Genomic DNA, 14,057 nt, shown 5'->3' with positions numbered 1-14,057 from the left:
GAAATCGTTCAGACAGATCGGCATCGGTTATTCGATCCCCAGGGCGCGGCGCACCGGCTTGAAGCTCTGACGGTATTCGGGCAGCGGACCCCGTTCGGCCAGAATGGCGAGGTGCTCCGCCGTCGGGTAGCCCTTGTGGCGGGCGAAACCGTACTCGGGATGGCGGCTGTCCAGCTCGGTCATCTCGGCGTCCCGGGTCACCTTGGCGAGGATGGAGGCGGCGCTGATGGCGGCCACCAGGCTGTCACCCTTGACCACGGCGCGGGCCTCCATCGGCAATCTGGGGCAGCGGTTGCCGTCGATGAAGACCAGCTCGGGCGTCACCTTGAGCCCCGCCACGGCGCGCTGCATCGCCAGCATGGTGGCGTGCAGGATGTTGAGCTCGTCGATTTCCGCCGGGCTGGCGCGGCCGATGGCATAGGCCAGCGCCTTCTCCCGGATCTCGCCAAACAGGGCGAGCCGCTTCTTCTCGGAGAGCTTCTTGGAATCGGCGAGGCCAAGGATGGGATTGGCAGGATCCAGGATCACCGCGGCGGTGACCACGTCACCCACCAGGGGGCCGCGACCCACCTCGTCCACCCCGGCAATCAGCTTGTCTTCGGGAATATCGATCGTCATCTCATAGCCTTGAATCAAAACCGGCCCCGCAGGGCCAGTATCAGCACAACATCACGCCTGACACACAGGCAGAGCCCACTAGCGTTCCAGCAGCGCGGCAACCGCTTCCGCTGCCTGCACATCCGCATTGCAGCGGATCTTCTCGTGCAACCGGGTGAAGGTGGTGATGAGCTCGCTGTTGTCATGGTCCAGCAGCTTGCTCACCTCTTCCACCAGGTTGGCCGGGGTGCACTCGTGCTGGATGAGCTCGGGCACAAGCATCTTGTCCGCCAGCAGGTTCGGCAGGGAGACATAATCCGTCTTCACCAGCCACTGGGCCAGCAAATAGCTGAAGGGTTTGAGCTTGTAACCGACCACCATGGGCTTTTTCACCAGCATGGCCTCGAGGGCTGCGGTGCCGGAGGCGAGCATCACCACGTCGGCGGCAATCATGGCCTCGCGGCCCTGGCCGTCCAGCAGCACCATGTCGAGCTCCGGGGCCACCTCGGCCTTGATGGCGAGGAACTGCTCGCGCCGTTTCTGGTTGACCAGAGGCACGATGAAACCGAGATCCGGGTTGTGCACCGTCAGGTGCTTGCACGCCTCGAGGAAGACCGGCGCCATGAAGCCCACTTCCGCCGTGCGACTCCCCGGCAGTACCGCCAGCCAGCGACGGGCGGGATCGATGCCGAGGGCCTCGCGCACCGCCCCTTGATCCGGCACCAGCGGAATGTCGTCCGCCATGGTATGGCCGACGAAACGACAGGGGGCATCGAAACGGTCGTAGAAGGCTTTCTCGAACGGCAGGAAGGCGAGCACCATGTCGGTGGCCGCCTTGATCTTGTGAATGCGGCCCTGACGCCAGGCCCAGACGGAGGGACTGACATAGTGGACCGTCTTGATACCGGCGCGGCGCAGTTTCAGCTCCACCCCGATATTGAAATCCGGTGCATCCACACCGACGAAGATGTCGGGGGGATTGGCGATGAAGTGGCGCAGCAGTTCGCGGCGCACCTGGAGGATGCGGGGCAGACGGCCCAGCACCTCGGTGATGCCCATGACGGAGAGCTCCTCCATCTCGAACAGCGCCTTCACGCCGAGAGCCTGCATCCGCGGCCCGGCGATCCCTTCGAACTGCGCATCCGGGTAGCGGGCTTGCAGTTCGCGCACCAGCCCTGCGGCCAGGATGTCGCCGGAGGTCTCTCCGGCGACGATGCCGATGCGAATGGGATCAGGCACGGATGATCCCGCGCTCGTTGTCCTTGAGGAAATCCACATAGAGCTGGATGGCAGGTTCGCTCTGGGCCATCTCGCTCAGCACGGGCAACACCTCTTCAATGGTCTTGCCGGAGCGGAAGATCTCCTTGTAGGCGCGCTTGACGGCAGAGATCGCCTCGGCGCTGAAGCCACGACGACGCAGGCCTTCGGAGTTGACCCCGAACGGCTTGGCGTAGTTGCCGGCAGCCATCACGTAGGGCGGCACGTCCTTGTTCAGGGCAGCGCAGCCGCCGACGAAGGCGTGGGAGCCGACGCGGCCGAACTGGTGAATGGCAGACAGACCGCCGAAGATCACGAAGTCACCGATGTGCACATGGCCCGCCAGGGTGGCGTTGTTGGCGAAGATGCAGTTGTCACCGATGATGCAGTCGTGGGCCACGTGAACGTTGACCATGAACAGGTTGCCGCTACCCACCTTGGTCAGGCTCTGGTCCTGGGTGGTACCGCGGTGCACGGTGCAGTTCTCGCGAAACACGTTGTTGTCGCCGATCTCGAGGAAGGTGCGCTCGCCGGCGTACTTCTTGTCTTGGCAATCCTCACCGATGGAGGTGTGCTGGAAGATCTTGTTGCCGCGACCGATCTTGGTCGGGCCCTTGATCACCACGTGGGAGCTCACCCAGGTGTTGTCACCGATTTCCACCTCGGCGCCGATGACGGTGAAGGGGCCGATTTCAACCCCTTTGCCGATGACGGCAGACTCATGGACGATGGCGGTGTCGTGGATGATGGCAGTCTGATCGATCACGGTTATACCTCGCGCTTGGCGCACATCAGTTCGGCAGTACAGACCACTTCACCGTCGACGGTGGCGACACCGGTGAACTTGGCGATGCCGCGACGCTCCTTCAGGAACTCCACATCCAACACCAGCTGATCGCCGGGGCCCACCGGGCGCTTGAAGCGGGCATTGTCGATGGAGGCAAAGTAGTAGAGCTCGTTGGGTGACGGCTTGCCCACCATGGTGAAGGCCAGGATACCGGTGGCCTGGGCCATGGCTTCCAGGATCAGCACGCCGGGGAAGACCGGCTTGGCCGGGAAGTGGCCCTGGAAGATCGGCTCGTTGAACGAAACGTTCTTGATGGCGCGCAGGGTCTTGCGCTCATCGCTGATCTCGTAGTTTTCCACCTTGTCCACCATCAGGAACGGATAACGGTGGGGCAGCAGATCCATGATTTCCTGGATGCCCAGGCTCTTCTTTTCAGTAGTCAAAACAGTACCCTATACCAATCGTGATTATTCTTGATCCAGCTTTTTCTCAAGCTTGCTCAACCGCTTGTGCATCTCTTCGATACGCATCACCCGGGCGGCGGTCTTGCGCCACTCTTTATTGGTTTGCAGGGGGATGCCGGAAGAGTAGATACCGGGCTCGGTGATGGGACGCATCACCATGGCCATGCCGGTGACGGTGGCCTGGTCGCAGATCTCCATGTGCCCGTTAAAGACGGAGGCACCACCAATGATACAGTATTTGCCGACCTTGAGACTACCGGCCATCACGGTGGAGCCCGCCACGGCAGTGCCGTAGCCGATCTCGACGTTGTGGGCGATCTGGCACTGGTTGTCGATGATGACGTTGTCAGCGATGCGGGTATCTTCCAGCGCACCGCGGTCGATGGTGGTGCAGGCACCGATCTCGACCCGGTTGCCGATGGTCACGCCGCCGAGCTGGGGGATCTTGATCCACTCGCCGCGCTCGTTGGCATAACCGAAACCATCTGCCCCGATCACGGTGCCGGCCTGTACCAGACAGTCCGTGCCCAGGGTCACGTTATGATAGAGGGTGACGTTGGCCCACAACCGGGAGCGCGCTCCCAGTCGGGTATCCTTGCCAACGAAACAGCCCGGGCCGATACGCACATCGTCACCCAGCACGACGCCGGATTCGATCACCGCATTGGCCCCGATGGCCACTCTCTCGCCCAGTTGCACGTCCGCCGCGATGACGGCGCTCGGATGGATATCCATGGCCGGCTGCGGGGTGGTGTCCAGCAGTTGGGCAACCCGTGCAAAGCCCACGTAGGGGTCCTTGAGCACCAGGGCGTTGGTGGGGCAAAACGGCAGGTCTGCCTCGGTAATGAGCACGGCAGTGGCCTTGCTCTGCTCCAGAAAATGCCGGTATTTCTTGTTGGACAGGAAGGCTATCTCCCCCTCCCCGGCTTTTTCCAGTGTCGCGACCTTGCGAATTTCCCGGGTCCCATCCCCATGGACCTCGGCCCCCAGTTGCTGGGCCAGCTGTGCGAGAGTGAATGCCATCAATTAGTTGCTCTTGCTAACCTGAGAAATAACCTGGCCGGAGATGTCCAGCTTGCTGGCTGCATAAGGGGCGGCGTTGCGCTCCAGCACCAGATCGTAGCCATTGCTCTTGGCGATGGCGTCGATGGCAGCCTGCACCTTGGTCAGGATCTTGTTGCGCTCTTCGGACTGACGGCGACCGTTGTCCTGTTCAAACGCCTGACGCTTCTGGTTGAATTCCATCTGCAGCTTGGCCAGCTTCTCCTGGCTCTGCTTCTTCTGCTCGGCGCTCATGAAGGCTTCGTCCTTCTTGAACTTCTCGACCAGTGCCTGACCGTCGGACTCCAGCTTCTGCAGTTCACGCATGCGCGGCTCGAACTCGCCCTTCAGCTTCTTGGCAACGGCTTCACGCTGGGGCAGCTTTTGGAAGACTTCGCCCATGTCGACCACGGCGATCTTGGTCTCAGCGAAGGCAGAACCCATGCCGGCAGCCATCAGTGCAAAGCTCAAACCAGCTACTTTCAACGCTTTATTCACACTTACTCCTTGGTCCCTCGGTCGAGGGCTACCTGATTTACCTGATTGTGCAAGCGATCCACGAGATCGTCTTGTTACCTGGTGAGGCACGCAAACGCGCGACCCATCATGCTTCCCCCCGCCATGGCGGGGGGGCGTCCGCTCCCCTTAGAAGGTACGGCCGATGTTGAAGGAGAAGACTTCGGTGTCGTCCCCTTCGTATTTCTTGATTGGTCTTGCCAGCACGAACACCAGCGGGCCCATGGGAGAGAGCCACTGCAGCGACAGGCCGGTCGACATCCGGATGTTGCTCGGATCGGAGTAGTCCATCAGATAGTTGCAACCACTGAAGCAACGGTTCTGATACTGGCTGTAGTCGAAGTGGGTATCCCACACGGAACCGGCATCGATGAAGAAGCTGGTCCGCAGCTGGGGCTGATAGGTCTCGGAGGCAAAGGGCGTCGGCACGATCATTTCCAGCGAGGCCACCGCCAGGGCGTTGCCCCCGACCGAGCTGTCGGTGCCCTGGATGACGTCGTTGCCGCCCAGGTTATAGTAGTAGAGCGCCTTCGGACCCACGGTGTTGCTCTTGAAGCCACGCAGGGTGTCGAAGCCGCCGGCGTAGTAGTTCTCGAAGAACGGCAGGACGTGCTCGTAGTCGCCATTGCTGCCGTAGCCGTCGCCGTAGGAGGCGCGGGCCTTGGCCAGCATGACCCACTTGTGGTCGGCATCAAACGGGAAGTAGTGAGCATCTTCGGCGTTGAGCTTGAAGTACTGCAGATCCATGCCGGGCACCGTCACCTTGGCGTTCACCCGCTGGCGATCACCGGAGGTCGGGAACTGACCCTTGTTGAGGGTGGAGCGGGTCCAGCCGGCGGTGACGTCCACGGTGTTGAACACCATGCGGTTGTCGCCATCCAGATTGCCGTTGTAGACCTTCCAGAACTCGTCCACCTGTACATAGGGGTTGGGCTGGGAGAGCTTGTTGTTCTCGTAGCCCAGGCTGAAGTCGAGACGGTTGTTCTCGTTGACCGGGAAGCCGCTGGAGAGACGGAAACCGACGGTGGTGTTCTCGTAGTCCACGATGTTGGCGTCGGCCGCACTGAACTTGTTGTAGTAGAGACGGCCGCCCAGGCTCACCCCGTCCACGGTGAAGTAGGGGTCGTTATAGCTCAGGTCGACGCTCTTGGAGTAGTCGTTGGTGCTGGCGTTGATGCCAATCTTCTTGCCGGTCCCCATGAAGTTGTCCTGCTGCAGACCTGCCTGCAGGCTCAGACCCGACTCGGTGCCGTAGCCGATACCGGCGTTGATGGACCCCGCCGGCTGCTCCTTGACCTTGAAGTCCAGATCGACCTGGTCATCGCTGCCCGGCACCCGCTTGGTGTCCACTTCCGCGGTCTCGAAGAAGCCGAGGCGGTTGAGACGGGTCTTGGACTGCTCGACGTTGTCGGAGGAGAGCCAGGTGCCCTCCATCTGGCGCATCTCGCGACGCAGCACTTCGTCCTTGGTGGTGACGTTGCCGCTGAAGTTGATGTTGCGCACATAGACCCGGGGACCCGGCTCCACGTTGACGATGAGCTCCACTTCCTTGGTCTGGTCGTTGATCTGGGGGAAGGTGACCACTTTCGGATAGGCGTAGCCGTAACGGCCGAGGAACTTGGAGAGCACCTCTTCGGTATGGGTTACCTGGCTGGCGGAGTAGACGCTGCCCGCCTCGATGGGGATGAGGCCCTTCATCTCGCCGCCGCGGTCGATGAGGTCGCCCTTGAGCTGGATGCCGGAAACCTTGTACTGCTCCCCTTCCTTGACGTTGAGGGTGACATAGACCCCCTTCTTGTCCGGGGTCATGGAGACCTGGGTGGACTCCTGGGTGAAGCGGATGTAGCCGCGGTCCATGTAGTAGGAGCGCAGTACTTCGATGTCACCGGCCAGCTTCTGCTTCTGGTAGCGCTGATCGCCGGTGAAGTTCCACCAGGGCACGTCGTCCTTGAGGGAGAGCTGGGCCAGCAGCTTCTCTTCCGGGAAGACGTTGTTGCCGACGATGTTGATCTGCTGGATCTTGGCCGCTTCCCCTTCCACGAAGGTGAACTTGAGGTCGACCCGGTTGCGCGGCAGCGGGGTGACGATGGCCTTGACCTTGGCGGAGTACTTGCCCACACCGTAGTAGAAATCTTCCAGCCCTTTCTCGAGGGAGCTCAGCACGGTGCGATCAAGCGGATCACCCACGCGGATCCCGGAGGATTCCAGGCTCTGGGTCAGTTGCTCTTCCTTGATGTCCTTGTTGCCGGAGAACTCGATGCTGGAGATGGTCGGGCGCTCCTTGACCACCACTTGCAGCACCTGACCGTCGCGATAGACCTTGACGTCCTCGAAGTTGCCGGAGGCATAGAGCTTCTTGATAGCGTTCGCCAGGGATACGGAGTCGACGGAATCACCGACCCGCACCGGCAGATTCAACAGGGCGGCACCCAGGGTCACCCGCTGCAGGCCCTCGACCTGAATGTCTTGCACCACAAAAGAGGCCGGGGCAGCCTGAGCCAGGAAGCTGGCCCCCAGCAGGCAACTCAACACCAATGCTTTTTTAACAGCCATTTTGTTCTTATGTGTCCTTGTTGATGCTCTGGCCTCAGAGGCGAGCGAAATCATTAAACAGCGCAATGCCCATCAGTAACATCAGAATGGCGGCGCCTATCCTGAACCCAACTTCCTGAATTTTTTCCGATACCGGCTTGCCGGTGATCGCCTCGATGAGGAAATAGACCAGATGGCCACCATCGAGCACCGGCAGGGGGAACAGGTTGATGATCCCCAGGTTGACGCTGATGAGCGCCAGGAATCCGAGGAAATAGACCAACCCGTAATCGGCGCTGCTGCCGGCCCCCTTGGCGATGGAGATGGGGCCGCTCAGGTTGTCCAAAGAGACGATGCCACCGATCAGCTTGCCTATCATGTCGAAGGTCAGGGTGATCAGGCTCCAGGTCTTCTGGACCCCATGCCACAGGGCTTGCAAAGGCCCATACTGTAACAGAGTTCGATACTCATCCGGTAATGGAACCAGTTGCGGCGACAAGCCCACAAAACCGACCAGCTGGCCCTTCACTTTCTTCCCGTCCGGGGTCAGGGTCAGGGTCATCTCGCTGCCCCCGCGCTCCACCGTCACCTGCAGCGGCTGCGCCGGTGACTGCTGGACACGCTCGACAAACTGGGCCCATTCGGTGATGGCCTCTCCATCGACCCCCTTGATGCGATCCCCTATCTGAAGGCCGGCCTTCTCACTGGCGCTCGACGGCACCACGGCCTCCACCACGGGCAGCACCTTGCCACCGAGGGGCACTATCCCGAGGCTCCCGATGGGAGACTCCTTGTCGGGGTCAAACTTCCAGCCTGCCAGCTGCAGGGTCTTGTCCACTGCATAGCTGGTGTTGGCCGCCTTGAGCTTGAGCTGGACCGAGTCATCACCAAGGTGGCTGATGAGGGCGTAGGTGACGCTCTCCCAGTCACCGGTCTCCTCGCCGCCGACGCCGACGATCTCCATGCCGGGCAGGATGCCGGCCTCTGCCACGATGGAGGCGGGACGCACCTCGCCCACCACGGGTTTGACGCTCGGCACCCCTATCATGAACATCAGCCAGAAGGCGAACAGGGCGAACACGAAGTTCGCCATGGGGCCGGCCGCGACGATGGCCATCCGGGCCCAGACGCTCTTGTGGTTGAAGGCCTGCGCCTCCTCCCCCGGCTTGAGTTCGTCGACCCGGCCATCCAGCATCTTGACGTAACCGCCAAGGGGGATCAGGGCCAGCACGTATTCGGTGCCATCCTTGCCAAGGCGACGCCAGATGGCCTTGCCAAAGCCGATGGAGAAGCGCTCCACCTTGACGCCGCAACGACGAGCCACCCAGAAGTGGCCAAATTCATGCACCGCCACCAGCAGCCCGAGGGCCACGATGAAGGCGCCGATATTCCACAGAAGCCCGCCCATCAGCCGCGTACCTCGCGGTCATGTCCAGTCCTGCGCTCGAGAGCATGGAGAGGGGCTGGCTGCCACCACAGTCCGTTCATACGGCAAGCTCCTTTATCAGTTGCTGGGCACGGGCTCGGGCCGTACCGTCCAGGGCGATGAGATCCGCCAGAGAGCCGGCGGCACTGCTGCCCAGCTCGGCCATGACGGATTCGTTGACTCTGGCAATATCCATAAATCCGATCCGCTCTGCAAGAAAAGCCGCGACGGCCTCCTCGTTGGCGGCATTGAGGGAGGTGGTCGCCCCCTGCCCCTGCTGGCACGCGCTCATGGCCAGCGCCAGACAGGGATAGCGCTCATAGTCGGGCCGGATAAAGCTGAACTCTCCGACACTGAAGAAATCCAAAGGTTCCACACCGGACTCGATCCGTTCCGGATAAGCCAGAGCGTGGGCAATGGGGGTGCACATGTCCGGGTTGCCGAGCTGGGCCAGTACGGAGCCATCCTTGTACTGCACCATGGAGTGAATGACGGACTGGGGGTGGATCACCACCTGGATCTGCTCGGGGGCCGCATTGAACAGCCAGCGCGCCTCGATGTACTCCAGCCCCTTGTTCATCATGGTGGCGGAGTCCACCGAGATCTTGGCCCCCATGGACCAGTTGGGATGGGCAATGGCTTGCGCCGGGGTGACATGGTGCAGTTCACCCACATCGGCATAGCGGAAAGGTCCACCGGAGCCGGTCAGCAGGATCTTGCTGATCCCCGCCCCGGCCAGATCGCAGAAACCGGGCTGGCGCTGCACGTCGACCGGCAGGCACTGGAAGATGGCGTTGTGTTCGCTGTCGATGGGTAGCAGCTCGGCGCCGTGCTCGCGCACCGCCTCCATGAAGAAGGCGCCTGACATCACCAGCGCCTCCTTGTTGGCCAGCAGAATGCGCTTGCCGGCGCGCACGGCAGCCATGGTGGGTGCCAGACCCGCCGCACCGACAATGGCCGCCATCACGCTGTGGGCATCGGGGTGAGCAGCCACGTCGCACAGGGCTGCCTGACCGGACAACACCCGGGTGGTGCTGCCGTGAGCCTTGAGCCGACCCGCCAGATCGCTGGCGGCGCCTTCGTCCATCATGACGGCGAACCGGGGGGAGAATTCGAGACAGTCGCGCAGCATGGCATCCACGCTGCGGGCAGCGGTCAGCGCCAGCACCTGCCAGCGCCCGGGGTTGTGGCGCAGTACCTTGAGGGTGCTCTGACCGATGGAGCCTGACGCTCCCAGGATCACCAGGTTTTGCATCAAGACTCCTGATTGGGTAACAGACTGATGGAGCGGGACGCTCCCGGGATCATCAGTGCGCGAAACATCAAAACTCCGGACCGAGCAACAGGTAGCTGAGCAGGAAGACGGGCAGCGCCGCCGTCAGGCTGTCGATGCGATCGAGAATGCCCCCATGGCCCGGCAACAGGGTGCCGGAATCCTTGATGCCGGCTTCCCGCTTGAACATGCTCTCGGCCAGATCGCCGAGCACGGAGGCCAGCACCGCCAGCAGGGAACAGAGCAGCACGGTGCCCATCTTGGCAGGCACGAAGCCCATGAACCAGGTCACGCCGATGGCCAGCAGGCTGGCGGTAAACAGCCCACCCAGCATGCCTTCGATGGTTTTACCCGGGCTCACGGCCGGTGCCAGCTTGTGTTTGCCGAACGCCTTGCCGAAAAAATACGCGCCTGAATCTGCCGCCCAGACCAGTCCCATCACGAACAGCAGGATCCAGGCCCCCATCATGGGGTCGTGGTAGAAGTTGTAACCGCGAATGGCCACCAGGGACCAGAAGAAGGGAACCAGGGTCACCAGACCGAACAGGGACTTGAGCCAGATGGATTCACGCCACAGCCTGGCGCTTTGCGGGTAGCGCAGCACCAGCAGCAGCCCCAGCAGCCACCAGCTGACGGCGGTCCAGAGCACGCCCATCACCAGCGGATGCAGTTGGGGGATCCAGAGTTGCTCCACGGGCACCCAGAACAGGCTGGCCCCCAGCAGCAGACAGAACACCAGCGGCAACCACTGTTGCGGCTGGGCAGTGACGAAGGCACTCCACTCACGGCTGGCCAGCAGAAAGACCAGGGCGGCGAGCAGGGCAAAGAATTTCAACGGCAGAAAAAACAGCGCCCCCAACACCAGGGGTACTAACAGTAATGCGGTAATAATTCGTTGTTTTAGCAAAAGAAACCTCTCTCTTGGGAGCGGGGTTTAGCCGGTCTGTTGCGCGGCGATCAATTCCCGGATCTGTTCACCCGTACACCCGAAGCGACGCTCGCGAGCAACGAAGGAGGCAACTGCCCCACTGAACTCGGCCTCGTCAAAATCGGGCCACAGGACCGGGGTAAAATAGAGTTCGGCATAGGCGAGCTGCCAAAGGACAAAGTTGCTGATGCGATGATCCCCGCCGGTGCGGATCAGCAGATCCACGGGGGGCAGATCAGCCATGCAGACATGACGACCCAATGCCGCCTCGTCGACCGCCTCGGCATCCAGTTCACCCGCCGCCACGGCGCGTGCCAGGGTCCGGGCCGCCTGGGCGATGTCCCACTGACCGCCATAGTTGGCGGCGATATTGAGGGTCAATCCCTGATTGTTGGCGGTCAGGGCCTCGGCCTTGGCGATCTTGGCCTGCAGCCGCTCGCTGAAGCGGGCAGTGTCGCCAATCACCCGAAGGCGAATGCCGTTGCTGTGCAACTTGCTCACCTCGCGACCCAGCACCGTCATGAACAACTCCATCAGGGCGTTGACTTCCCCTTCCGGACGGCGCCAGTTCTCGCTGGAAAACGCAAACAGGGTCAGCGCCTCCATCTTGGCACGGGCGGCAAAGGCCACGGCCTCACGCACGGATTTCACGCCCGCCTTGTGCCCGGAAACCCGCATCTTGCCGCGGTTCTGGGCCCAGCGACCATTGCCATCCATGATGATGGCGACGTGACGGGGCAAGGACGAGCTGGCGCTATCGCCTAGCGCTGCCAAAAGCGACATTCATTTCTCCCACAAAGACAAAAGCGCCGTGCAGGGGCACTACACGGCGCTCGTAATATACCTGTCGGAGGCTTAGATTTCCATTAGCTCCTTTTCCTTCACAACCAGGGCGTCATCCACCAGCTTGATGAAGGTATCGGTCAGCTTCTGGATCTCTTCCTGGGCGCGACGGTCGTCGTCTTCGGAGATCTCTTTCTCTTTCAGCAGGGCTTTCAGGTCGGCGTTGGCATCGCGACGGATGTTGCGAATGGCAACCCGGGCACCTTCGGCTTCGGCACGGACGATCTTGGTCAGATCACGGCGACGCTCTTCGGTCAGCGGCGGCAGCGGCACGCGCAGAGTCTGGCCGTTGCTGGACGGGTTCAGGCCCAGATCGGAGGTCAGGATGGCTTTTTCCACCGCCTGGATCATGGAGCGATCGAAGATGGATATGGAGAGAGTACGGGCATCTTCTGCCACCACGTTGGCCAACTGCTTCAGAGGAGTGGCAGCACCGTAATACTCCACCTGGATGCCGTCGAGCAGGCTCGGGTGAGCACGGCCGGTACGGATCTTGGACATCTGGGTCTTGAGCGACTCGACACTCTTGCCCATGCGGTCCTTGGCGTCGTTTTTAATCTCGTTGATCACAGTGGTTTTCCTTTTGGCGAACGAGCCGACAGGCGGCTCGTATCTATCTTGTTGACTGGCGTAATGGACAAGCGAGCCTGGGGCTCACACTTGCCTTACTTGCTGGCCTGGTGGATCAGGGTACCTTCCGGCTCACCCATGATCACGCGGCGCAGCGCGCCCGGTTTGTTCATGTTGAACACCCGGATCGGCAGATCGTGGTCGCGGGCCAGGGTAAAAGCAGCAAGATCCATCACTTTGAGTTCTTTTTCAAGAACTTCATCATAACTCAGTTCCTGATAGAGCACGGCATCCGGGTTCTTGACCGGGTCATCGGTGAACACGCCATCGACCTTGGTGGCTTTCAGCACGACGTCGGCTTCGATCTCGATACCGCGCAGGCAGGCTGCCGAGTCGGTGGTAAAGAAGGGGTTGCCGGTACCGGCAGAGAAGATCACCACCTTGCCGGCGCGCAGCTGGCTGATGGCTTCGGCCCAGCTGTAGGAGTCGCAGACCCCTTGCAGGGAGATGGCCGACATCAGGCGGGCATTCACATAAGCACGATGCAGGGCATCACGCATGGCCAGGCCGTTCATGACGGTCGCCAGCATGCCCATGTGGTCACCCACCACGCGATTCATGCCTGCCTTGGCAAGGCCGGCACCACGGAACAGGTTGCCGCCACCGATGACCAGACCGACCTGAACACCCAGCTCAACCAGCTCTTTGATCTCTTGGGCCATCCGTTCCAGCACCGCCGGATCAATGCCGAAACCCTCGGATCCTTGCAGGGCTTCACCACTCAACTTCAGAAGAACACGTCTGTATGCAGGCTTGGGATTGGTACTCATGTCACTGATTCCTGGTCATATAAAGACCGCGACATAAGTCGCGGTCTGGGGAAACGGAAAAACCGGTTCGATTAGGCCTTCTGAGCGGCCGCGATCTGGGCTGCTACTTCAGCAGCGAAGTCGGTCTCTTGCTTCTCGATGCCTTCGCCCACTTCGAAACGGGTGAAGGAAACAACGTCAGCGCCTTCTTTCTTCAGCAGCTCGGCAACGGTCATGGAAGGATCTTTCACGAACGGTTGACCAGTCAGGGAAACCTCACCGGTGAACTTCTTCATGCGGCCTTCAACCATCTTCTCGGCGATCTCTTTCGGCTTGCCGGAGTTGATGGCGATGTCGATCTGGATTTCGCGCTCTTTGGCAACGACTTCAGCAGACACGTCTTCCGGTTTGACGAATTGCGGGCTGTTGGCAGCAACGTGCATGGCCAGATCTTTGGCCAGCTCGTCGGTACCGCCAACCAGCTTGGTGATAACACCGATGCGGGAGCCGTGAACGTAGGTGCCCAGGTTGTCACCTTCAACCAGCATCACGCGACGCAGGTTCATGTTCTCACCGATCTTGGCGATCAGGTTGGTGATGGTCAGCTCGACGGACTCGCCGTTGCCGAAGTCGGCGGCTTTCAGCGCGTCAACGTCAGCGATTTTCTGGGTAGCAGCGATCTCGACGATCTTCTGACCCATGGCCAGGAAACCGGCATCCTTGGAAACGAAATCAGTCTCGCAGTTCAGCTCGATCATGACGGCAACGTTGCCTTCGGTACGGGCGAAGATCACACCTTCAGCGGCGATACGGCCAGCTTTCTTGGCGGCCTTGGCCTGACCGGATTTACGCATGTTCTCGATAGCCAGCTCGATATCACCGTTGGCTTCTTCCAGCGCTTTTTTGCAATCCATCATGCCAGCGGCGGTGCGCTCGCGCAGTTCTTTTACCAGGGCGGCAGAAATGTTTGCCATGTCCAGTATCCTCGGTCTTGAATTGACAAGAAACAGGGGC

14 protein-coding genes are annotated in these 14,057 nt (G+C 61.1%); all 14 read right to left on the bottom strand.

The features are described 5' to 3' along the window. Positions 1–27: 27 nt before the first annotated feature. Positions 28–618 (bottom strand): ribonuclease HII, encoded by a 591-nt coding sequence (gene rnhB / locus PG879_RS06680; RefSeq protein ID WP_210601680.1) that lies wholly within the window; start codon positions 616–618, stop codon positions 28–30. Between the two features lie 78 nt (positions 619–696). Further along, a complete protein-coding gene (gene lpxB, locus PG879_RS06675; protein WP_010673416.1) occupies positions 697–1,836 on the bottom strand; it encodes a lipid-A-disaccharide synthase in 1,140 nt (379 codons plus the stop codon). After that, a complete protein-coding gene (gene lpxA / locus PG879_RS06670) occupies positions 1,829–2,620 on the bottom strand; it encodes an acyl-ACP--UDP-N-acetylglucosamine O-acyltransferase (protein WP_010673415.1) in 792 nt (263 codons plus the stop codon). Before lpxA ends, lpxB begins: the two co-directional genes overlap by 8 nt. Positions 2,621–2,622: 2 nt before the next feature. Continuing rightward, the gene (gene fabZ / locus PG879_RS06665; RefSeq protein WP_010673414.1) at positions 2,623–3,084 is read right to left on the bottom strand and encodes a 3-hydroxyacyl-ACP dehydratase FabZ; all 462 of its coding nucleotides are present in this window, start codon (positions 3,082–3,084) and stop codon (positions 2,623–2,625) included. A gap of 24 nt (positions 3,085–3,108) precedes the next feature. Next, positions 3,109–4,128, bottom strand: coding sequence for a UDP-3-O-(3-hydroxymyristoyl)glucosamine N-acyltransferase (lpxD, locus tag PG879_RS06660; RefSeq protein ID WP_039039449.1), 1,020 nt, complete (start codon positions 4,126–4,128; stop codon positions 3,109–3,111). A 3-nt stretch (positions 4,129–4,131) separates the two neighbouring features. After that, the gene (locus PG879_RS06655) at positions 4,132–4,644 is read right to left on the bottom strand and encodes an OmpH family outer membrane protein (RefSeq protein WP_029313943.1); all 513 of its coding nucleotides are present in this window, start codon (positions 4,642–4,644) and stop codon (positions 4,132–4,134) included. 147 nt (positions 4,645–4,791) lie between these two features. Next, positions 4,792–7,215 carry an outer membrane protein assembly factor BamA gene (gene bamA, locus PG879_RS06650; protein WP_041211294.1) on the bottom strand — a complete coding sequence of 808 codons (2,424 nt, stop codon included), beginning with the start codon at positions 7,213–7,215 and terminating at the stop codon, positions 4,792–4,794. 34 nt (positions 7,216–7,249) lie between these two features. Further along, positions 7,250–8,602 (bottom strand): sigma E protease regulator RseP, encoded by a 1,353-nt coding sequence (gene rseP / locus PG879_RS06645; RefSeq protein WP_039039430.1) that lies wholly within the window; start codon positions 8,600–8,602, stop codon positions 7,250–7,252. 76 nt (positions 8,603–8,678) lie between these two features. Then, positions 8,679–9,875 carry a 1-deoxy-D-xylulose-5-phosphate reductoisomerase gene (gene ispC, locus PG879_RS06640; RefSeq protein WP_182957482.1) on the bottom strand — a complete coding sequence of 399 codons (1,197 nt, stop codon included), beginning with the start codon at positions 9,873–9,875 and terminating at the stop codon, positions 8,679–8,681. 67 nt (positions 9,876–9,942) lie between these two features. After that, positions 9,943–10,800 (bottom strand): phosphatidate cytidylyltransferase, encoded by an 858-nt coding sequence (locus PG879_RS06635; RefSeq protein WP_039039428.1) that lies wholly within the window; start codon positions 10,798–10,800, stop codon positions 9,943–9,945. 27 nt (positions 10,801–10,827) lie between these two features. Continuing rightward, positions 10,828–11,604: a polyprenyl diphosphate synthase gene (gene uppS, locus PG879_RS06630; RefSeq protein WP_039039427.1), complete on the bottom strand. Its 777-nt coding sequence runs from the start codon at positions 11,602–11,604 to the stop codon at positions 10,828–10,830. A 72-nt stretch (positions 11,605–11,676) separates the two neighbouring features. Beyond that, on the bottom strand, positions 11,677–12,234 hold the full coding sequence (frr, locus tag PG879_RS06625; RefSeq protein WP_010673406.1) for a ribosome recycling factor: 558 nt from the start codon (positions 12,232–12,234) through the stop codon (positions 11,677–11,679). A 95-nt stretch (positions 12,235–12,329) separates the two neighbouring features. Next, positions 12,330–13,064: a UMP kinase gene (pyrH, locus tag PG879_RS06620; RefSeq protein WP_010673405.1), complete on the bottom strand. Its 735-nt coding sequence runs from the start codon at positions 13,062–13,064 to the stop codon at positions 12,330–12,332. A 71-nt stretch (positions 13,065–13,135) separates the two neighbouring features. Next, positions 13,136–14,017: a translation elongation factor Ts gene (gene tsf / locus PG879_RS06615; protein WP_010673404.1), complete on the bottom strand. Its 882-nt coding sequence runs from the start codon at positions 14,015–14,017 to the stop codon at positions 13,136–13,138. Positions 14,018–14,057 lie beyond the last annotated feature (40 nt).

The organism is Aeromonas sp. QDB63 (assembly GCF_027707425.1).
GTDB classification, from domain to species: Bacteria; Pseudomonadota; Gammaproteobacteria; order Enterobacterales; family Aeromonadaceae; genus Aeromonas; species Aeromonas caviae.
The sequence above is the reverse complement of the archived record's forward strand: the minus strand, read 5'-3'. Positions and strand labels throughout refer to the sequence as shown.

What these genes read in the sequence shown, in the direction of transcription:
- rnhB (WP_210601680.1), bottom strand. Translation starts at nt 618, where the DNA reads ATGACGATCGATATTCCCGAAGACAAGCTGATTGCCGGGGTGGACGAG.
- lpxD (WP_039039449.1), bottom strand. Translation starts at nt 4,128, where the DNA reads ATGGCATTCACTCTCGCACAGCTGGCCCAGCAACTGGGGGCCGAGGTC.
- bamA (WP_041211294.1), bottom strand. Translation starts at nt 7,215, where the DNA reads ATGGCTGTTAAAAAAGCATTGGTGTTGAGTTGCCTGCTGGGGGCCAGC.
- rseP (WP_039039430.1), bottom strand. Translation starts at nt 8,602, where the DNA reads ATGGGCGGGCTTCTGTGGAATATCGGCGCCTTCATCGTGGCCCTCGGG.
- ispC (WP_182957482.1), bottom strand. Translation starts at nt 9,875, where the DNA reads ATGCAAAACCTGGTGATCCTGGGAGCGTCAGGCTCCATCGGTCAGAGC.
- uppS (WP_039039427.1), bottom strand. Translation starts at nt 11,604, where the DNA reads ATGTCGCTTTTGGCAGCGCTAGGCGATAGCGCCAGCTCGTCCTTGCCC.
- pyrH (WP_010673405.1), bottom strand. Translation starts at nt 13,064, where the DNA reads ATGAGTACCAATCCCAAGCCTGCATACAGACGTGTTCTTCTGAAGTTG.
- tsf (WP_010673404.1), bottom strand. Translation starts at nt 14,017, where the DNA reads ATGGCAAACATTTCTGCCGCCCTGGTAAAAGAACTGCGCGAGCGCACC.